This is a genomic window from Hypericibacter sp. (assembly GCF_050729195.1).
Classification (GTDB): domain Bacteria; phylum Pseudomonadota; class Alphaproteobacteria; order Dongiales; family Dongiaceae; genus Hypericibacter.
Map to the genome: position 1 here is coordinate 12,950 of NZ_JBOHKS010000247.1, position 19,458 is coordinate 32,407.

General features: G+C 67.1%; 18 protein-coding genes. 8 read left to right on the forward strand and 10 right to left on the reverse strand.

Annotated features, from left to right (window positions below; genetic code table 11):
• The first annotated feature begins 61 nt into the window (after positions 1-61).
• Positions 62-922 carry an SDR family oxidoreductase gene (locus tag ACREE8_RS19660; RefSeq protein WP_431574707.1) on the forward strand — a complete coding sequence of 287 codons (861 nt, stop codon included), beginning with the start codon at positions 62-64 and terminating at the stop codon, positions 920-922.
• 25 nt (positions 923-947) lie between these two features.
• Here the strand turns inward: ACREE8_RS19660 and ACREE8_RS19665 are convergent, their stop codons facing one another.
• From ACREE8_RS19665 to ACREE8_RS19690, 6 genes are all read right to left on the reverse strand, one after another.
• Complete coding sequence (locus tag ACREE8_RS19665) at positions 948-2,081, reverse strand: ABC transporter ATP-binding protein (RefSeq protein ID WP_431574708.1); 1,134 nt, start codon at positions 2,079-2,081, stop codon at positions 948-950.
• Positions 2,078-2,869, reverse strand: coding sequence for an ABC transporter permease (locus ACREE8_RS19670; RefSeq protein WP_431574709.1), 792 nt, complete (start codon positions 2,867-2,869; stop codon positions 2,078-2,080). Before ACREE8_RS19670 ends, ACREE8_RS19665 begins: the two co-directional genes overlap by 4 nt.
• Before the next feature lies 1 nt (position 2,870).
• Entirely contained in the window at positions 2,871-3,764 is an 894-nt protein-coding gene (locus ACREE8_RS19675; RefSeq protein WP_431574710.1) for an ABC transporter permease, read from the reverse strand.
• Complete coding sequence (locus ACREE8_RS19680) at positions 3,749-4,810, reverse strand: ABC transporter substrate-binding protein (protein WP_431574711.1); 1,062 nt, start codon at positions 4,808-4,810, stop codon at positions 3,749-3,751. Before ACREE8_RS19680 ends, ACREE8_RS19675 begins: the two co-directional genes overlap by 16 nt.
• Positions 4,811-5,116: 306 nt before the next feature.
• Complete coding sequence (locus tag ACREE8_RS19685; protein WP_431574712.1) at positions 5,117-5,812, reverse strand: cupin domain-containing protein; 696 nt, start codon at positions 5,810-5,812, stop codon at positions 5,117-5,119.
• A gap of 197 nt (positions 5,813-6,009) precedes the next feature.
• Entirely contained in the window at positions 6,010-6,768 is a 759-nt protein-coding gene (locus ACREE8_RS19690) for an SDR family NAD(P)-dependent oxidoreductase (RefSeq protein WP_431574713.1), read from the reverse strand.
• 143 nt (positions 6,769-6,911) lie between these two features.
• Here ACREE8_RS19690 and ACREE8_RS19695 point away from each other — a divergent pair, with 143 nt between their 5' ends.
• The 4 genes from ACREE8_RS19695 (at position 6,912) to ACREE8_RS19710 (ending at position 12,069) form a co-directional block, all read left to right on the forward strand.
• Positions 6,912-8,369 carry a 2Fe-2S iron-sulfur cluster-binding protein gene (locus tag ACREE8_RS19695; protein WP_431574714.1) on the forward strand — a complete coding sequence of 486 codons (1,458 nt, stop codon included), beginning with the start codon at positions 6,912-6,914 and terminating at the stop codon, positions 8,367-8,369.
• Complete coding sequence (locus ACREE8_RS19700) at positions 8,366-9,529, forward strand: NAD(P)/FAD-dependent oxidoreductase (protein WP_431574715.1); 1,164 nt, start codon at positions 8,366-8,368, stop codon at positions 9,527-9,529. Before ACREE8_RS19695 ends, ACREE8_RS19700 begins: the two co-directional genes overlap by 4 nt.
• 31 nt (positions 9,530-9,560) lie before the next feature.
• Complete coding sequence (locus tag ACREE8_RS19705) at positions 9,561-10,868, forward strand: NAD(P)/FAD-dependent oxidoreductase (RefSeq protein ID WP_431574716.1); 1,308 nt, start codon at positions 9,561-9,563, stop codon at positions 10,866-10,868.
• A 178-nt stretch (positions 10,869-11,046) separates the two neighbouring features.
• Positions 11,047-12,069, forward strand: coding sequence for an LLM class flavin-dependent oxidoreductase (locus ACREE8_RS19710; protein ID WP_431574717.1), 1,023 nt, complete (start codon positions 11,047-11,049; stop codon positions 12,067-12,069).
• Positions 12,070-12,189: 120 nt separating this feature from the next.
• Here the strand turns inward: ACREE8_RS19710 and ACREE8_RS19715 are convergent, their stop codons facing one another.
• On the reverse strand, positions 12,190-14,331 hold the full coding sequence (locus tag ACREE8_RS19715) for an adenylate/guanylate cyclase domain-containing protein (protein ID WP_431574718.1): 2,142 nt from the start codon (positions 14,329-14,331) through the stop codon (positions 12,190-12,192).
• Positions 14,332-14,600: 269 nt separating this feature from the next.
• Between ACREE8_RS19715 and ACREE8_RS19720 the strand changes: the two genes are divergently transcribed.
• Together ACREE8_RS19720 and alkB are read left to right on the forward strand one after the other, a co-directional pair.
• The gene (locus ACREE8_RS19720) at positions 14,601-15,302 is read left to right on the forward strand and encodes a 2OG-Fe(II) oxygenase (protein ID WP_431574719.1); all 702 of its coding nucleotides are present in this window, start codon (positions 14,601-14,603) and stop codon (positions 15,300-15,302) included.
• A complete protein-coding gene (gene alkB / locus ACREE8_RS19725) occupies positions 15,299-15,970 on the forward strand; it encodes a DNA oxidative demethylase AlkB (RefSeq protein WP_431574720.1) in 672 nt (223 codons plus the stop codon). The genes ACREE8_RS19720 and alkB overlap by 4 nt, the downstream gene beginning before the upstream one ends.
• Positions 15,971-15,986: 16 nt before the next feature.
• On the opposite strand, the gene ACREE8_RS19730 is transcribed toward alkB, so the two are convergent.
• A complete protein-coding gene (locus ACREE8_RS19730; RefSeq protein ID WP_431574721.1) occupies positions 15,987-16,373 on the reverse strand; it encodes a DUF427 domain-containing protein in 387 nt (128 codons plus the stop codon).
• A gap of 160 nt (positions 16,374-16,533) precedes the next feature.
• Between ACREE8_RS19730 and ACREE8_RS19735 the strand changes: the two genes are divergently transcribed.
• Entirely contained in the window at positions 16,534-18,618 is a 2,085-nt protein-coding gene (locus ACREE8_RS19735) for an acetate--CoA ligase family protein (protein ID WP_431574722.1), read from the forward strand.
• An 18-nt stretch (positions 18,619-18,636) separates the two neighbouring features.
• Here the strand turns inward: ACREE8_RS19735 and ACREE8_RS19740 are convergent, their stop codons facing one another.
• Together ACREE8_RS19740 and ACREE8_RS19745 are read right to left on the reverse strand one after the other, a co-directional pair.
• Positions 18,637-19,038 carry a MaoC family dehydratase gene (locus tag ACREE8_RS19740; protein WP_431574723.1) on the reverse strand — a complete coding sequence of 134 codons (402 nt, stop codon included), beginning with the start codon at positions 19,036-19,038 and terminating at the stop codon, positions 18,637-18,639.
• Complete coding sequence (locus ACREE8_RS19745) at positions 19,035-19,430, reverse strand: MaoC family dehydratase (RefSeq protein ID WP_431574724.1); 396 nt, start codon at positions 19,428-19,430, stop codon at positions 19,035-19,037. The genes ACREE8_RS19740 and ACREE8_RS19745 overlap by 4 nt, the downstream gene beginning before the upstream one ends.
• Between the last annotated feature and the right edge of the window lie 28 nt (positions 19,431-19,458).

Here is a 19,458-nt window from a genome sequence, read left to right on the forward strand (position 1 = left end):
GAGGCGACCTGCCGCTCTCGGTCTGGCCGAGCCCCACGAAACAGAAAGGGAGCCTCTTCGAATGAGTCCGAATCACAAGGCGAACCGGAACGGCAAGGCCGTCGCGGTGGTGGTCGGTGCCACCTCCAAATGGCAGTCGGATGGCCGCAATACTTTGCTGGCGCATGGCAAGGCGCTGGACGATAGCGAGCTGCCGGTCGGCGCGCGCTGGAGCGTCGGGGGCGCCATTGCGCAGAAGTTCGCGCAAGAGGGCTTCTTCGTCGTGCTGACGACCCGGAAGGAGGCCAATGCATCGGGGCTGGCGGAGGCCATCCGGGAGCAGGGCGGCGAATGCATGATCACCGAGCTGGATCTCGTCTCGCAAGACTCCATCTCGGCGGCCTTCGCCAGGATCCGCCGCGAAGCCGGCGACCCGAATGTTCTGGTCTACAATGCGGGCTATCTGGAAGGCCGCGATCTTCCGCCGGAAAAGGAGCTGCTCGAGCATATCCCGGTGGAGATGTTCGATACGGCGCAGCATATCGCCAGCCGGGGCCCCTTCCTCATCGCCAAGGAAGTGCTGCCGGCGATGCGCAAGAAGGGCGAAGGGTCGTTCTTCTTCTCCAACAACAACAAGTCGCTGCGCGGCACCAAGCGAAAGACGGGAGAGTCGCTCTACTATCCCCGGGTCACGATGCGCGCGCTGGCGCAGGTGCTGACCGAGGAATATTCCGAGCATGGCGTGCATGTGGCCAATGTCGTGATCGACGGTCTCATCGATTCCCCCGGGGTGCGGGCGCTGCCGCAAGCGCAGAATCGACCCGATAGCTTGATCAATCCGGTCAAGATCGCCGAGGCGTTCTACTATCTTCACAGGCAAGACCGCTCCTGCTGGACGCACGAGCTTCAGCTCACGCCGTTTGTGGCCAAACCGAGCTACTGATCGCGCGTTCCCGGCGCAGGGCTCGTCAGCCGCACAAGGCGACGCAGTCGATGGGGAGCCAGCTCAGCTCGACCGCGGCGCCTGGGCGGCAGGCCTCCATCTGCTTGAGCTCGCGGTTGCGGGCCTGGATCAAACTGCCGTCGGGCAGGGCCACGACCAGCCGGAACTCGACGCCGAGATAGATAGCGTCGCGGACCGTGCCGGCACAGCGATTGGGCCGCGCGTCGGTGCCACCGACCAGCGTCTGGCTGTTGCCGAGCGGGCGGATCGCCAGATTCTCCGGCCGGACCACCAGCGTCATGGCCTCGCCGGCCGCGGGGGCCGCACGTTTCTCATTGCCGGGCGGCAGATCGGCGTGCCAGCCCGTGCCGACGATTTGCCTCGTCGCTGCCGCATAGCGACCCTGCAGCAGATTCGATTCGCCGATGAAGTCGGCGACGAAAGAGGTCTGTGGATGCTCATAGAGCTGGCGCGGCGTGCCGATCTGCACCAGCCTTCCCTGCGAGAAGAGCGCGATGCGGTCGCTCATGACCAGCGCTTCCTCCTGGTCATGGGTGACCGAGATCACGGTGGTGCCGAGGCTCTTGGCGATGCGCAGGATCTCGAGCTGCATCACGCCGCGCAGCTTCTTGTCGAGCGCGCCCAGAGGCTCGTCGAGCAGCACGATCTCCGGATCGAATACCAGCGCGCGGGCAAGGGCGACGCGCTGTTGCTGCCCGCCCGAGAGCTGGCGCGGGCGGCGGTCGCCGAAATCCTTCAGGCCGACGACGGCCAGCATGGCCTCGACCCGGCGCCTGCGCTCGTCGCGCCCGACCTTCCGGGCCTCGAGCGGGAAGCCGATGTTCTCGGCCACGCTCATATGCGGGAAGAGCGCGTAGTCCTGGAACACCATGCCGATATTGCGCTCATAGGCGGGCACGCCCACCACGTCGCGGCCATGGAGACGCACCTCGCCGCGATCGGGCGCCTCGAATCCGGCGATGATGCGCAAGGTCGTGGTCTTGCCGGAACCCGAAGGCCCCAGCATGGTCAGGAACTCGCCGCGAAGGAGCTGGAACGACACCTCCTCCAGCGCCGTTACGCTGCCGAAGGATTTGGAGATGCCGGCGACCTCGAGGGCGACCGCGTCGCCGGGTTGTGACGGGACGGTAGCGGTCATGGACGCTCCTTGCGCTTCAACAGGCTGATGGCGCCGAGCCCCGCGGCCGAGATCACGATCAGGATGGTGCCGACGGCGGCGATCGCCGGGCTGATCTCGGTGCGCATCTGACCCCAGACCAGCACCGGAATGGTGCGCAGCGAGCTCGTCGTCATGAAGATGGCGATGACGACCTCGTCCCAAGAGGTGATGAAGGCGAAGATCGCGCCGGCGACGACGCCGGGCATGATGAGTGGCAGGGTGACCCGCCGGAAGGTCCGCCAGGGCCGGGCACCCAGCCCCAGCGCCGCCAGCTCCAGATTGGGATTGACGCCGTGAAGCGTCGCGGTCACGGCGACGATCACGAAGGGGAGCGCCAGGACCGTGTGCGCGATCACCAGGCCCGGCACCGTGCCGGCGAGGCCCCAGCGCGCGAACACCATGAAGATGCCGATGGCGAGCACGATGACCGGCGTCACCAGCGGGCTGAGCAGGATCGCACGCAGGACGGCCTTTCCTCGGAAGTCGCTGCGATGGAGCGAAAGAGCGGTTGCGGTGCCGAGCGCGACCGCGAGGATCACGGTCAGTATCGCAATCTGCAGGCTGGTCACGGTGGCCGAGCGCCAGACCGGATCGCGGATCACATTCTCGTACCACTGGAACGAAAACCCGACCGGCGGGAACTGCACGATGGTTGTGGTGGTGAAGGAGATCGGGATCACCACCAGGGTCGGCGCCAGCAGGAACAGCGCGATCGCGGCGATCAGGATCGTGAAGGCGATGCGGGCGAGGGGCGAGGTGCGCGCCATGTCAGAGGCCCGACAGATTGATCTGGTGGCGTCCGGCCTTGAGGAAGAGGCCGAACAGGCCGAAGGCCAGGGCGGTCAGGACCAGCAGGACGATGGCGAGCGCGCTGCCGAAGCCGAAATTGAGCTGCTCGGTGATCTGGCCGGCGATAAGCTGCGCGATCATCGTGTTGCGGGCGCCGCCGAGAAGCGCGGGCGTGATGTAGAAGCCCAGCCCGAGGGTGAAGGCCAGGAGCGCGCCGGCGAAGACGCCCGGCAGGCTCAAGGGGAAGAACACGCGGACGAAGGCGCGCAACGGCCGCGCGCCCGAGATGCTGGCGGCCTCCATCAGCTTCGGATCGATCTTGCGCATCACCGAATAGATCGGCAGCACGACATAGGGCAGCAGGATATGCGTCATGCCGATCGAGACGCCCAGCACATTGCGGATGAGATGCAGCGGCTGGTCGATGATCCCGGCCGAGATCAGCGCCGAATTGATGATGCCCGTGTCCTGCAGCAGCACCATCCAGGCGAAGGTGCGCAGGAGCAGGCTGACCCAGAAGGGCAGCAACAGGCAGATCGAGAGCAGGGTCAGCCTCCAGCCGCGGCTATGCGCCATGGCATAGGCGTAGGGATAGCCCAGCAGCAGGCAAACCAGCGTCACCACCACCGAGGTGCGGAAGGTCTGGACGATGACCTTCAGATAGACCGGCACGGTCGCGATCGATTCGTAGAAGGCGACGCTGAAGCCGGGCAGGCTCCGGCTGCCCACGAAACCCAGCGGGTAGAGGAAAAACAGCAGCAGGAACGCAAGCGTCGGAATGAGAAGGAGGCGCCACCCGTCGAGATGGCGCCTCGCAACTCTCGGCAGCGCTGCCGCTGGCGCGGGAGGGATGTTCCTTACTTCAGCAGCCATTCCTGGAACACGGGGTCGACTTTGGCGAGGTTGTCGTTCCACCATTTCGCATCCACCTCGACCCGGGTGTCGAGATGGTCGGTGGGAAGATTACCTTTATAGGTCGGCGCCACCTTGTCCACTGCCAGCTTGTTGGTCGGGCCGTAGGGCAGATATTCGGTGAAGCGGATCTGGCTCTCCGGGGAGGTGAAGGACTTGAGGGCCTCCATGGCGGCCTTCTTGTTCTTGGTCCCCTTCGGCACAACCCACCAGCCGTTCTGCGTGGTCCACTGGCCCCAGGCGACACCGACGGGTGCGGTCTGGGCGGCGGTCAGGGCGCGGCCCACCCAGAGCAGGCCCATCGTGGCCTCGCCGCTGGTGAGGAGCTGCATCGACTGGGCGCCGGTGTCCCACCAGATGAGGTCGTCCTTGATGGTGTCCAGCTTCTTCTGCGCGCGCTCGACGTCGATCGGATAGAGCTTGTCGGGCGCGACGCCGTCCGCGAGCAGAGCCGCCTCATAGACGCCGCCCGGCGCATATTTCCAGATGGTCCGCTTGCCGGGGAACTTCTTGGTGTCGAAGAAATCGGCGAAGCTGTTCGGTACGCTGCTGCCGAATTTGTCCTTGCGATAGGTGACGACCGTCGCCTCGATGTCCGAGCCGATGCGGTAATTCTGGGCATAGCCCTCGATGAACTGGCTGCGGTCGATGATGGTGTAGTCGATCGGCTCCAGCCATTGCGCGTCGGAATCGAAGCCGAAGGAATCGTCGATATCGACGATGTCCCAGGTGACCTGGCCCGCTTCGACCATGGCCTTGAGCTTGGCGGCGCTGGACGGGCTGTCCTGCTGGATGGCGATGCCGCTATTGGCCTGGGTGAAAGGCGTGAACATCGCCTTGTCCTGGGCTTCCTGGTAGCTGCCGCCATAGCTGACGACCGTCAGCGTGGTCGTCGCCGCGAGCGCCCGGCGCAACGGCAACGATGTCGCCAGGGCGGCCACCCCGGTCGCTGCGGCAAGCCCGACGCCGAACTGGCGACGACTCACCGTCTTATCGATTGGCCCCATCTCGTCTTCCTCCTCCTGCCTTGGCTTTGGTTGCCGGCTCGATCCATGGCCAAGTTTTCATGGCTGAGCCTGGAATCGTGGTGGCCTGCTCGAGCCTGCGATCGCTCGCAGGAAAGCCTCGGCCCCGTTCGCGAAAACCGCCGCTCGGGAGCGGCACGGGCTCGCGCGAGCGCATCCCGAAGGGGAAGACGATCGCGGCGCGCAGGATTACACAGCCCCTGCGCGCATGAAAGGGAGATTTAAATAATCTGAAAAAATTTCAACTAAAGTGAAGGAGGCCGGGGCCATCCGGCCGCCGGGGCGCCGTTACTGGCCCTCGCCCTCGCCGGATTTGGCCGGATGCCGGGTCCGGCCCGACTTGCCCCAGCTCGGCGGCGAGAGCACCCAGATCACCTCGGTCCGTTTCTCGGAAGCGTTGGTGAAATGATGCGGCAGCGAGCTCTTGAAGCGGAACCCGTCGCCTTCCTCGAGGATATAGCGTTGCCGGTCGACCCAGAGTTCCAGGGTTCCGCGCAACACCACGCCCGCATCCTCACCCTTGTGGGTGTAGCTTTCAGGCCCGGAGGTGCCGCCCGGCTCCAGCACGATGAGGAACATCTCCATCAGCCCCGGGAACGCCGGCGTCAGCAGATGTTTGGTGATGTTGGCCGCCAGCGGCATGGAGGGCCGGGCGTTGCGCCGCAAGATCTTGTCGACCTCCGCCGCCGGCGGATGGCTGCCGTCCTGGAAGAAGCGCGACGGGGCGACCCCCAGGGCCTTGCTCAGCTGGCGCAGGGAGCGGATCGAGGGCGAGGAGATGCCGCGCTCGATCTGGCTGACCATGGCGATCGAGAGCTCGGCCGCTTCGGCCAGCCGTTTCAGCGACAGGCCCTTGGCGCGCCGCAGGGCCCGCATCTGCAGGCCCAGCCACAGATCGGCCGCGGCGGCCGAGACGACCTCCGACCCTGCAGCCTTGGGCTTGGCCCGGCGCGTGCGAGCGGCGGCAACGGATTTCTTGGCCATCGATCCCCTTTAGGCGGCTCCCTGGACCGTAGCGCAGTCGCCGCCGGAACGGTAGGTCGGTCGCGAGGATTTCACAAAGATTGAAACAGGGGCCGATTATCCTTCACAATAGCCGGCGTCGAATCCGCTTTCCCCCTTTCGCGGCGCTGATGTTCCATTCCCCGGCAGCAACGAGACCCGATCGCACCTTCCGTCGCCTAGGTCACGAAGCAGGCGCCGTTCACATGGATCGTGGCGCCCGTGGCGTAGCGCGCCAGGTCGGAGGCGACGAAGGCAACGACGTTGGCGATATCCTGGGGCTGGCCGAACTCGCCGAGCGGGATGTCGTGGAGCGCGTACTCCTCGCCATAGGCGTCGATGAATTCCTCGAGCTGGTGGGTCCGGATCATGCCGGGCACCACGACATAGGCGAGGACGTTGTCCTTGCCATGCCAGCGCGCGATGCTGCGGGTCAGCGAGACGAGACCACCTTTCGCGGCGCCGTCATGGATGCAGTTCGGCGTGTCGCCGCGGAAGGCGGGGCGGCTCGCGAGGTTGACGATTTTGCCGCCGCCGCGCGTCTTGAAATGCTGCACCGCCAGCCGGCAGAGATGGGCGGGCGCCACCAGATTGACGCGCAGGGTCTCGACCCAGCTCGCATCCCAGACGTCGTAGGACGCATCGGGTTCGACCAGCGGCCGGCTCGACGCGTTGTTCACCAGGATGTCGATGCCGCCCTGCCAGGCGAGAGCCTTCTCCCAGAAGCCCGGGATCGCGGCGGCGTCGCGCAGATCGGCCGCGATCGGCAGACAGCGTTCGCGTCCCAGGCGATCGGCGATCGCCGACGCTTCCTTGGCACTCTGTCCGTAATGCAGCACGACACGCGCGCCCGCACCCGCCAGGGTCTCGACGATGGCGCGTCCGATGCCACGCGAGCCGCCGGTCACGACTGCCGTTTTGCCGCTGAGGTCGATCATCGAAATGCTCCCGCGATATTTCTTCGTTGCGGGACCTCTACCATTGTCCGCCATCGCCGCGCCAGAGATTCAAGGGACGACGCAATGTCGAAGCGACGCATGAGTGAGGAAAATTCCACGGTGCAGGCTCGCCGATGATGCGCTTGGCGCAAGCGCCAACGCGTCGTCTCTCGTTCCGCTGGAACGGACGGGCGGTGGAAGCGCGCGAGGGCGACACGGTCGCGGCAGCGCTCTATGCCAACGGCATCAGGCTGCTCGCGCGCTCGCGCAAACGCCATCGCCCGCAAGGCTTGTCGGGCAGCTTCATCGGCCCCGCGCTGGGCCGCGTCGATGGGCGCCCGAATGTGCGCCTCGACCTCGAGCCGGTGCGCGAAGGACTGGAGGCGCGCATCCAGAATGTCTGGCCCTGTGCGCGTTTCGACCTCCTGGCCCTGGCGCAACTTCTGCCCGCACGCCGGCTCTATGCCGGCTTCGAGCATGAGATCGATGTTCGCAACGGCAGCTGGCTCTATCGCTGCTGGGAGCATCTGCTGGCGTTTCTCGCCGGCATGGCCGATCCGCCCGATCCGGGATTGTCGCCCGATGCCATTGCCGGGCGGCGGCTGAAGGCCGATACGGTCGTCATCGGCGGCGGCCCCGCGGGTTGCGCCGCGGCCAACGAGGCAGCGCAGCGCGGCGAGCGCGTGCTGCTGGTGACGCGCGGCGATGGTTGCGCGCGTTTCGCCCGCCTGATGGCAGCGCCGGCAGCGGCGCTCGATCCGCGGGTCGAATGCCTGACCGGCATGGAGGCCTTCGGTCTCTATCGGCGCGGACGGTTCGTCGCTTGCGCGCCCCTCCGCCATGACCATGGCGCTGCCGTGATCGAGGCGGGACGGGTCGTCCTCGCCACCGGCCAGCGATCCTGTCCGCCGATTGTCCCCGGCAACAATCTGCCGGGCGTGCTCGACGCTCATGCGGCGATGACATTGGCGAGCGTGCATGGCGTGGCGCCGGGGCGGGCGGTGTTCGTCGTCGGCACGGGCGCGGAGGTTCAACTCGCGGAACGTTTGCGGGTGCTCGGTGTCACGGTCGTCGGCACCGCGCCGGTGCGGGCGCTGCGCCGGATCCAGGGTCGCCGCGAGGTGACCGCGGTCGAGACCGATCGTCTTATCGCCTGCGATTGCGTCGTCCATGCCGGCCCCTGGCGCGGCGATTCCAATCTGCGCTTCCAGGCGGATTCCGAGGGGCTGCTGCAGCTGCAGCCGGCGGCGGCCACGTCCCAGGTCCGGCTCGTCGGCGCCGATGCGAGCGAGCCTGTCATGGTCGGCTCCGACCGCGGTGATGCGGCCATGGTCTGCGCCTGCATGGATGTGAGCACGGGCGAGCTCGCGCGGCATGTCGAGGCGGGCGAGACCGATGTCGAGGTGCTGAAGCGGCTCACCGCCTGCGGCATGGGGCCCTGCCAGGGCACGCCCTGCTGGGACATGATGGCGGCGTCGCTGGCGACATTGACCGGCGCGCCGGTCGAGAATTTCGGCCGCCCCTCCTACCGCGATCCGCGCCGCGCCATCACGGTGGCGCAGGCCGCCGGGCTCGACGGACTGCTGGAGCCCGAGCGATGAGCGCACCCTTGCCGAAACGCGCTTCGGTCGTCGTCATCGGCGGCGGCATCCATGGGCTCGCCTGCGCGTTCAACCTCGCGCAGCACAAGGTTCGCGATGTGCTGGTGCTGGATGCCGGCTATTGGCAGGGCGGCGCCTCGGGACGCAATGGCAGCCTGATCCGCGGCGGCTTCGGCTCGCCGGAATGGACCGCCTTCTTCGGCTATTCCAACCGCTGCTGGGAAGAGCTGTCGCGCACGCTCGGCCACAACATCATGTTCTCGCAGCGCGGCTACACCATGATCGCGCATACCGACAAGACGGCGGCGATGCTGGAGCGCGCGGTCGGGGTGCATCGCGCCCATGGCCTGCGCTCGCGCATGCTGGACCAAGGCGGGATGCGCCAGGTGCTGCCGGCGCTCGCGCGCGAAACCATCACCGGGGCGCTGCATCTCGAGGATGGCGGGATCGCGCCGCATCACGCGGTGATGAAGGGCTATCTCGCCGCCTGCCAGGCGCGCGGCGTCGAGGTGCGCTACCGCACCCAGGTGACGCGGATCGAGCGCAGCAACGGTGCCGTCAGTGCCGTGGTGGTGGGTGATGAACGGATTATGGCCGACACGGTGGTGATCGCTTGCGGCGCGCATACGCCCGAGGTGGCGGGGCTCGCCGGGACCAAGGTCGACGGCTATGGCATGCGCATCGAGGCGATGGCGCTGGAGCCGATGCGCCCGCTGATCGGTCCGGCGATGGCGATCATCGACAAGCTCTGCTACCTGCATCAGACGCCGCGCGGGGAGGTGGTGGGCGGCGTCGAGGTGCCCGAGCGCCCGCGCATGTCGCTCAACACCGACCTGCCGGTGCTGACCGCGACCGCCAAGGCCTATATCGAGCTGTTCCCGCAGCTGGCCAATGTCCGCATCCTGCGCCATTGGGCCGGCATGCTGCATATCACCCAGGATTTCGGGCCCCTGATGGGCGAGCATCCCGCGCTGAAGGGGCTCTGGATCTCGGCCGGCTGGTCCTATGGCTGGGCTGGAGGGCCCGGCGCCGGCTCGCTGATGGCCAAGGCGATCGCGACCGGGACGATCGACGAACGGATGAAGCCCTTCGCGGTCGATCGCTTCGATCGCGGCAAGCCGGTTCCCGACGCCGCCATCGTGCTGGCGCCCTATTCATGAACGCCATTTTTCACGCTGACGAGTCCGAGCCATGAGCCGCGCGCCCGATGCACTTTTGACTCCCGACTTTCGCGCCGCGCCCTACTGGTGGGACGGCGTGCCGCGTCCCGCTTTGCCCGAGACCGCCTTGCCGGCGCGAGCCGACGCGGTGGTCATCGGCTCGGGCTATACCGGCCTGTCGGCGGCCTTGCAGCTCGCGCGCGGCGGCCGTCATACCGTGGTGCTGGATGCCGCCGATGCCGGATGGGGTTGCAGCACGCGCAATGGCGGGCAGGTCAGCACGGGCCTCAAGCCGGGCTTCGCCGATCTGGCACCGCTGCATGGTGCCGAGCGCGCCTTCGCGATGGTGAAGGAGGGTCATCACGCGCTGGCCTTCACCGAGGATTTCATCCGCAGCGAGAAGATCGAATGCTGCTGGGAGCGGGTCGGCCGCTTCATCGGCGCGCATAACGCGAAAAGCTACGACAAGCTGGCGCGGCGTGTCGCCCACCAGGCCAAGGGGCTCGAGGTCGAGGCCCATATCCTCCCGCGCGCGGAACAACGCCGCGAGATCGGCACGGACGCCTATTTCGGCGGCGCGGTCTATCCCGCCCATGCGGCACTCGACCCCGCGCTCTATCACCAGGGCATGCTGGCCCGTGTCCAGGCGGCGGGCGCCAGCGTCATCGCGCCTTGCGCGGCGCAAGCCATCGAGCGCGACGGGCAGGGATTCAAGCTGCGGACGGCGCGGGGAACCATCACCGCCCGCGACGTCCTGGTCGCGACGAACGGCTATACCGACGGCGTCTCGCCCGATCTTCGCCGCCGCGTCATTCCCATCGGCAGCTATATCATCGCGACCGAGCCGCTCGACCCCGCGCTCGCCGGCCGACTGATCCCGAAAGCCCGCGTGGTGTCCGACACGCGCCGCGTCATCTTCTATTACCGGCTCTCGCCCGACCGCCGGTGCTTGCTGTTCGGCGGCCGCGTCGCGACGCGCGAGACCGATCCGGTCCTGACGGCGCCGATGCTGCATGCCGAGATGGCGGCTTTGTTTCCGGAGCTGGCACATACGCGGCTCAGCCATTCCTGGGCCGGCTTCGTCGCCTACACCTTCGACACGATGCCGCATCTGGGTCAGCGCGACGGCATCTGGTACGCCATGGGCTATTGCGGCGCCGGTGTCGCGCTGGCGGGCTATTTCGGCATGCGCGTCGGCCAGCAGATGCTGGGCCGGAAGGAGGGACGCACCGCCCTCGACGGCATGTCTTTCCCGACCCGCCCGCTCTATAGCGGCGACCCCTGGTTCCTCGGGCCTGCGCTGGTGTGGAAGCGGCTTCTGGACCGGTTGCCGGTCTGATTGTTGCGGCGGGGCGGGGGCTGCCGCCTCCCTAACCTTCCCCCGCGCCGGGGAGGGGACAGAAATCAAGAAATAACCCGTGGCCGACAACCATGATGACGAAAGGGTTGAGTCTTATCGGCCGAAGCCCAGATTAAGCGGGCGGGCCCGTCCTTGGTCCCGCGAACGGGAGCCCTTCATGATTCCATTTTCGGTGCTGGATCTGTCGCCGATCTGCGTCGGCGGCACCGCCGCCGATGCCTTCCGCAACTCGGCCGACCTGGCCCGCCATGCCGAGCGCTGGGGCTATAAGCGCTACTGGCTGGCCGAGCATCACAACATGCCGGGCATCGCCAGCGCCGCGACCTCGATCGTGATCGCCCATGTGGCCGCCGCGACCAAGACCATCCGCGTCGGTTCCGGCGGCATCATGCTGCCGAACCACGCGCCGCTCGTGATCGCCGAGCAGTTCGGCACCTTGGAATCGCTCTTTCCCGGCCGCATCGACCTGGGGCTGGGCCGGGCACCGGGCACCGACCAGCGCACGGCCTGGGCGCTTCGCCGCAACATGACGGCGTCCGACGACCAGTTTCCGCGCGATGTGATGGAGCTGCAGCAGCTGCTGGGTCCGGCCGAGCCCGGCCAGACCGTCTCCGCCGTTCCGGGCATCGGCTTGAAGATTCCGATCTGGTTGCTGGGGTCGAGCCTTTTCAGCGCCCAGCTCTCGGCGATCCTCGGATTGCCCTTCGCCTTCGCCTCGCATTTCGCGCCCGACCTGATGATGCAGGCGCTCGATATCTATCGCAGCCAGTTCCAGCCCTCCGCGACCCTGGAGAAGCCCTACGCGATGCTGGGCCTCAACATCTTCGCGGCCGAGACCGATGCCGGGGCGCGGCGTCTCTTCACCTCGCTGCAGCAGCAGTTCGTCAACCTGCGCCGCGGCCATCCGACGCCGCTGCAGCCGCCGCTCGAAGGCGAAGGCCATTGGTCGGCGATGGAGCAGGCCGGCATCGACCGGTCGCTGGCCGAGGCCGTGGTCGGCTCGCGCGACACCGTGCGGCGCGGGCTCGACGCCTTCCTCGCCAAGACCGAGGCCGACGAGATCATGATCACCGCGCAGATCTACGATCACCAGGCGCGGCTGCGCTCCTTCGAGATCGTCTCGGAGATTCGCGACCAGATGGGCTCGGCCCGGCCGGCCAAGGCCGCCGCCGGCGCCTGAACCCCGAGCAAGGTCGGATCAGCTTGATCCAAGCTGATCCGATCTTGCTCTGATTCAAATAATGAGAGGCTGATTCACGTCTCAAGTCGTTTCGACTCGAGACGATCAGGCTCTGCGGCGCTACTTCGTCTTGGCGCGCTCGACGCCAGTCCAGTCGGCGGGTGGCGGCTCGCGGCGATGGCGGTCGGTCCGGTCGCGATAGAGCTGGGCGAGCCGGTCTTCCGGCCAGCGCGCCTGCATCTTGTCGAGCCGCTCCAGCACGCCGTCCCAGTCGCGCGCGTAATAGCGGGCGCAAGCCTCGCTCCACAACGCCGCCCGTTCGCGCGCGTCGGGAAGCTTCTCGGCGAGGCCCATCAGCTCATAGAGCGCGATCGGCTCCGTGGCGCCGACAGGCACCACGGAATCGACGAAGCGAAACAGGAAATCCTCGCCCGCCCCCTGCCGCACCGCGTCGCTCACCAGGATAGTCGTCCCGTAGCGCTTGTTGAGGCCTTCGATGCGCGAGGCCAGATTCACCACATGGCCCAGCGCCGTGTAGTTGATGCGATCGACGGATCCGATCGTGCCGACCACGACCTCGCCGGTATGGAGCCCGAAGCGCGTGAGCATGACGGGGCTGCCCTCGGCCTGGAATGCCTCATTGAGTTTCTTCACCCGTTCGGCCGCCTCGAGCGCGCCCAGGCAGGCGAGGCGGACATGATCCGGCTGCGATGTTGGCGCGTTCCAGAACGCCATCACGGCGTCGCCAATATACTTGTCGATGGTGCCGCCGGATTCGACCAGGGCCGCACCCAACTCGCTGAAATAGCGCGACGCCACCTGGGTCAGGGTTTCGGGATCGAGATTCTCCGCAAGCGTGGTGAATCCCACCACGTCGCTGAAGAGCAAGGTCAGCGTCTGCCGCTTGCCGCCGAGCTCGGGCTGCACCCGGTGGGCCAGGATGTTGTGCACGAGCTGGCCCGGCACATAGCGCGAGAATTGCCGCAAGGCCGTTCGCATCGCGGTGACGGCGCCGTTCAGCTCGACGATCTCGCCGATATTCGAGCGGCGCAGCGGCGGCTCCTCGAAATCGAACTTCATGATGCGCGCGACGTCGGCCTGCAGGTCGCGCAAGGGCCGCGTGACCCGCCCCGACACCAGCAGCACGATGACGGCGCCCACCAGGATCGCCGCCATGCCGACCAGCAGGAGGCGCGTCTGCAGGCGATCGGCCGGCCCCAGGATCAGGTCATAGGGGGCGGCCATCGCCGTGGTCAGGCCGCGCACGGGTCCCTTCACGATCTGGAATCGCGTCAGATAGGGACGACCCGCGATCGTGACCACACGGTCTCCCGAACCCGGATTCTTCTGATAGCTGGAATAGAGCGCCGCGATCTCGGGATCGTTGAGCAAGGCGATCGGCGTCATCGCCTCGGGCGCGCCGGGCTCGATCTCCATGTGCAGCCGGGCGGCATCGGGATGGGCGATCAGATTGCCGCGGTCGTCGAAGACGAAAAGCTCCATCTCCGGCGATTCGCGCAGCTCGGCCAGTTGCCGGTCGAGGTCGTCGAGCTCGACATCGATCGAGATCACATCACCTGGCGAATCGTCGAGGCGCTGCGCGAGGGTGACGCCCATCACCGGCAGCGGCCTGAACTGATAGGGCGACGTCAGCACCAGGCCGCCGAGCCGCATGGCGTCCTGGTACCAGGGTCGCAGCCGGGGATCGTAGTCAGTGATCGTGATCGGGGTGGTGCCGAGGGTCTTCAGATCGCCGTCGAGCACCTGCCAATGCTCGTCGGCCCCTTCGCCGGCGCCCGGCCCGGTCTGGAGGCCGATCCGGACCGCGAAGGCGGCCTTGTCCTTGGCGATGGCCGCGACCTCTTCCGGAACCCCGCGGCTGAGATCGAACACGGCATAGAAGCGGCCGTCGCCCCGGCCGAAGGTGAGGCCGGTCACCGCCGGGTTGATGCGTTCCACCTGGCGCAGCAGCCGCGCGAAGAGCGGCGCCAGCTGCTCGGGCGGCATGTCGGTGTCGAGGCTGAGGGCGGCGGTCTCGAGGAAGATCTGCGCCGAGCCGATCGCCCCGCCGATCCCCCGGGCAATCGTCGCCGAGATCCGGTCGAAATTCTCGCGGGCCTCGACCTTGGCGATCCGCGACAGCCGCTCATGGCTGTAAAGCACCAGCCCGCCCGCCGTCACCACGATGATCGCGACAAACAGCAAGGTCAGGATCGCCTGCAGCGGCAAGGATCGCTGGGTGGTGGAAGGCGGCTTCGCCAAGGCAGATCCCCAAACTCGAGCCCGCGGTTACGACGGGCCGGCGGCTGGTCTTCCGGATATCACGGCCGGCAGGTTATGGCGAGGCGGGGCCGGCGGGAAGCCGCCCGCAAGACCGCAAGAACCGGGGCGCGCGGGCGGCCCCGGCAAGGCTTAGATCCGAACCGCAGCCCCCCGAGAGGACCCATGAAGCTTGTTCCGGCCGACCGAGATCCCAAATCACCGCCATGACTCGTCCTGCCACGGCCACCCGGTCCCCACGGCTCCACGCGATGGACAGCCGTGTCCAGGCATTGGACTGGGCGCGCCTTGCCGCCGATCTCGACGAGCGGGGCCACGCCACCACGGACCCGCTTCTGACTCCGGCCGAATGCGAGGCCCTGATCGCGGGCTATGACGATGACGCCCGCTTTCGCAGTCAAATCATCATGGCGCGCCATGGCTTCGGGCGCGGCGAATACAAATATTTCACCTATCCGTTGCCCGAGCCGGTGTCGGTCTTGCGCGGCGCGCTCTATCGGCACTTGGCACCGATTGCCAATCGCTGGCAGGCGGCGCTGGGAGCGGCGGCGGATTATCCGCCGGCACATGACGCCTATCTCGAGCGCTGCCATGAGGCGGGTCAGCGCCGGCCCACGCCGCTGCTGTTGAAATACGGCGCCGGCGATTATAATTGCCTGCATCAGGATCTCTATGGCGAGCTGGCTTTTCCGTTGCAGGTCGCCTTCCTGTTGAGCGCGCCCGACCAGGATTTCACCGGAGGGGAGTTCATGCTGACCGAGCAGCGGCCTCGCCAGCAATCGCGGGGCGAGGTCGTGTCATTGACGCGAGGCGAGGGCGTGATCTTCGCCGTCAATCACCGGCCGGTGCAAGGCAAGCGCGGCGTTTATCGCAGCGCAATGCGCCACGGCGTGAGCCGGCTCAAGAGCGGGCGCCGCTTCACCCTCGGCATCATCTTCCACGACGCGCGATGAGACAGAGCCCGGGCGCCCTGGCCGATCTCTTTGCCCGCCCCGCGCCGGGCGCCGGCGGCATCAGACCGCTGGCGCCGGGGGCCGCCCTGCTGCGCGGCTTCGTGCAGGCCAGCCTGCCGGCGCTGCTGCAGGAGATCGAGCATGTCGCCAAGGCTTCCTCCTTTCGTCGCATGGTGACGCCGGGCGGTTACGCGATGTCGGTCGCGATGACGAATTGCGGCGCGGCCGGCTGGATCACCGATCTCGGCGGCTATCGCTACGGCGCCACCGATCCCCAGAGCGGCCGGCCCTGGCCCGCCATGCCGCCGATGTTCACGGCCCTGGCCGCGGGTGCTGCGAAGGCCGCGGGCTTTTCCGGTTTCGAGCCCGATGCCTGCCTGATCAATCGCTACGAGGCGGGCGCGAAGCTCTCGCTGCATCAGGACAAGGACGAGCGCGATTTCTCGCAGCCGATCGTCTCCGTCTCGCTCGGCCTGCCGGCGGTCTTTCTCTTCGGCGGCGAGGAGCGCCGGCAGAAGCCGCTAAGGCTGCGGCTGGAAAGCGGCGACGTCGTGGTCTGGGGCGGGCCGTCGCGTCACCGCTATCACGGGATCGATCCGCTGGCCGAGGGCAGCGACCCGCTGACGGGCCCCTATCGCTACAATCTCACGCTGCGCAAGGCGCTTTAGCGGATCGAGCCCGCGCTTAGGCCGTCAGCTCCTCGATCGAGGAGACGCGGTTCGGATAGAAGGCAACATAGCCCTTGATCGACGCCATCGCGTCATAGGGCGCCTCGTAGCTCCAGACCGCATTCTCGGCGCGCTGATTGTCCTGCTCGATATTGTAGTAGGACGCATCGCCCTTATAGGGGCAGTGGCTGCTGTGGTTGCTGTGTTTCAGCAGGGCCATCTTCACGTCGGCGCGCGGAATATACTGGACCGGGGCATAGGCCGCCTCGCGCAAGGTCAAGGCGCGCGTGGTGTCGGCGATGACCTTGCCGTTCCAGGTGACGCGAACCCTTAAGGGATTGGGCTCGATCGCGATCGGATGATCCGGGCCCGGCAGCTTCATGGCTTTGGCTTGCATGTTCATCAAGATCTCCTGCGCCAAGAGTGGCTCTAGGGAGGGAGATGGGCGGGCTGAGGCCAATTTTCCACCCTTCGGCGGAATCCGACAAGCCCCGTTGAAATATCGGTAGCTCACGAAAAGCATGGATTGATATCGTCCTGCGCTTCCAGGACAGTCATCGCCAATGACCGATCACAAACTTTCCACGCTGCTCGAGCCGCGCTCCATCGCCATCGTCGGCGCCTCGCCGAAGGAACACAGCACCGGGCAATCGATGCTCCGGACGCTGAAGACATTGGGATTTGCCGGTCCGATCTATCCCGTCAATCCGCGTTATGAGCAGATCGAGGGATTGACCTGTTATGCCGGGCTGGAGGCGCTGCCGGAAGCGGTCGATCTGGCGGTACTGGCGGTTTCCAACGAGAGACTGGAAGAGCAGCTCGGGAAGGCGATCAGGGCGGGCGCTCGCTCCGCCGCGATCTTCGGCAGCTGTGTCATGCCTGAGGCACAGGAGCCGCGCCTCGCCGATCGCCTGTCCGCCATGGCGCGCGAGGCGGGCCTGCCGATCTGCGGCGGCAACTCGATGGGGTTCTGCCATTACCAGGCCCGCATCCATGTGAACTCCTATCCGTTCATCGAGCGCCTGCCGGGCGGCGTCACCTTCCTCAGCCAGTCGGGCTCGGTCTTCGCCGCCGTGGTCAATCACAATCACCGTCTCGGCCTGAATTTCGCGGTCTCCACGGGGCGCGAGCTCTCGACCTCCACGGCGGACTATATGGATTACGCGCTGGGGCTCGATTCAACGCGCGCCATCGGCCTCTTCCTCGAAGGCGTGCGCGATCCCGACGCCTTCCGGCGAAGCCTGGAGCGCGCGCAGGCGCAAGACGTGCCGGTGGTGGTGCTGAAGGTCGGGCGCAGCGAGCAGGCGGCGCAGATGGCCGTCAGCCACACCGGCGCTCTCGCCGGCAACGACGTGGCCTATGGCGCGCTGTTCGATCGCTACGGTGTCGCCCGCGTCGACACCATCGACGAGCTGGTGACGACCTTGCTGCTGCTGTCGCATCCGCGCCGCGTCGGGCCCGGTGCGGTGGCGACGATCCATGAATCGGGCGGCGAGCGCGAGCTCGTGGTCGATCACGCGGCCGATATCGGCGTTCCCTTCGCCGCGATCAATGAAGGGACCCGGGCGAAGCTGGCGGCACGGTTGGATTACGGGCTCGATCCGGTCAATCCGCTCGATGCCTTCGGCACCGGCAACGACTATGGCGGGATCATGCGCGATTGCTTCCAGGCGCTGCTCGACGATCCCGCCACCGCGATCGGCATGTTCTTCCTCGATATGCTGCAGGACAATCTCTACAGCGAGACCTGCACGCAAGCCTGCCTCGATGCGGCGGCCAACACCTCGAAGCCGGTCGTGCTCGCGACCAACTCGGCGTCGCTCGATCACCAGCGCCGCGCGGTCGAGGTGACCCACGCCGGCGTGCCCGTCCTCGACGGCACCGTCGCCGCGCTGCGCGCGGTGCGCCATGCGCTCGATCATCGCGATCATCGCCAGCGCCCGGCGATCGCGACGCCGGCGCCGGCCTCGGCCGCGGTCAGGCAGCGCTGGAAGGAACGGCTCGCCCGCGGCCGCGTCTTCTCCGAGGCCGAAGGGCTGGCGCTGCTGGCGGATTACGAGATTCCGGTCCTGCCTTACCGGCTGGTCTATACGCTCGCGGAGGCGAAGCAGGCGGCAACGGCCCTGGGCTATCCGGTGGTGCTCAAGACCGCCATGCCCGATATCGCGCATAAATCCGATGTCGGCGGCGTCAAGCTCAACCTCCGCGACGAGGCCGCGGTCGAGGCGGCCTTCCTCGATCTGAACGAGCGGATCGGCTCGCATGTGCTGGTCACGCGCTTCGCGCCGGGCGGTGTCGAGCTGGTGCTGGGGCTGAAGAAGGATCCGCAATTCGGACCCGTAATCCTGGTCGGCGCCGGCGGCACGCTGGTCGAGCTGATGCGCGACGTGCAAGCCGCGTTGGCGCCGCTCGACGAGGCCAGCGCGCTCCGCATGATCGACAAGCTCAAGGTTCGTCGCCTGCTGTCGGGCCTGCGCGGCGCGCCGCCCTCCGACATCGCCGCCCTCGCGCGCGCCCTGGTGCGGCTCTCGGCGCTGGCGGTCGATCTCGGCGACCATCTCGCCGAGATCGACATCAACCCGCTGCTGGTGAAACCCCAGGGCTGCGCCGCGCTCGACGCGCTGGTGGTGCCGGCGAGGCGGGGGTAGCCAGAAGACACACCAACCCTACGCTGGCCAACTCACCTGGCCTTCGACGACATGAGCACCCGCCGAATCGACGATGGAAACGCGGTAGGTCGGCGGATTGGCGGCGATAAGCTCGCCCTTCCCCGTCACACTGTCATTCTCGATCACAGGCTTCACGAAGCGCAGATCCGCCACCATGCCGGCCATGCCATCCGGTCCGAAGGTCGCCGTGACTGCGGCCCACAGCGCGTTCAGCGTGAAGGTGCCCTGCGCGACCGGCTTGCCGAAGGGCGTCCTGGCGGCGAAGGCTGGGTCGTAGTGGATCGGGTTGGGGTCCTCGGTAAGCGATCCGTAGCGGCGGATGCCTTCCGCGGTGAGCTGCAGCCGGCGCTCGACCAGGCGATCGGGCGGATCGGAGAGAAGCCGTTTGCTGGCACTCATTGGCCCCACACCACCCAATGCTCGCTAGCCAGCACCAGGGCGCTCGCCTGGTTGCGAATCTCCGTCTCGAATCGCACCCAGCCGCGCTCCTTGCGCCGTTCCTTCTCGGCACAGCGCAACGCGACCGTCACCCGGTCGCCCGCCGCCAAAGGAACGCCGAGGCGCAGCTTCTGCGAGGCATGGATCGAGCCCGGTGGACGTTCCGGCATGAGCCGCATATAGGCCCGCATCATCAGTGCCACCGCGAGCCCCGGCGACAGAGGGAGTTCCAGATCCGTGCCTGCGGTGATCCTCCGGTAGTCGTCGATGTCCGCAGCCGCGATATCGAGGCTGAGGCTGCCGATCTTCGCGCCCGGCATGAGCCGCTCATAGGTGACGAGGCCTTCGATCATGGAACGCGTTCCGATCGCGGCAACGGCG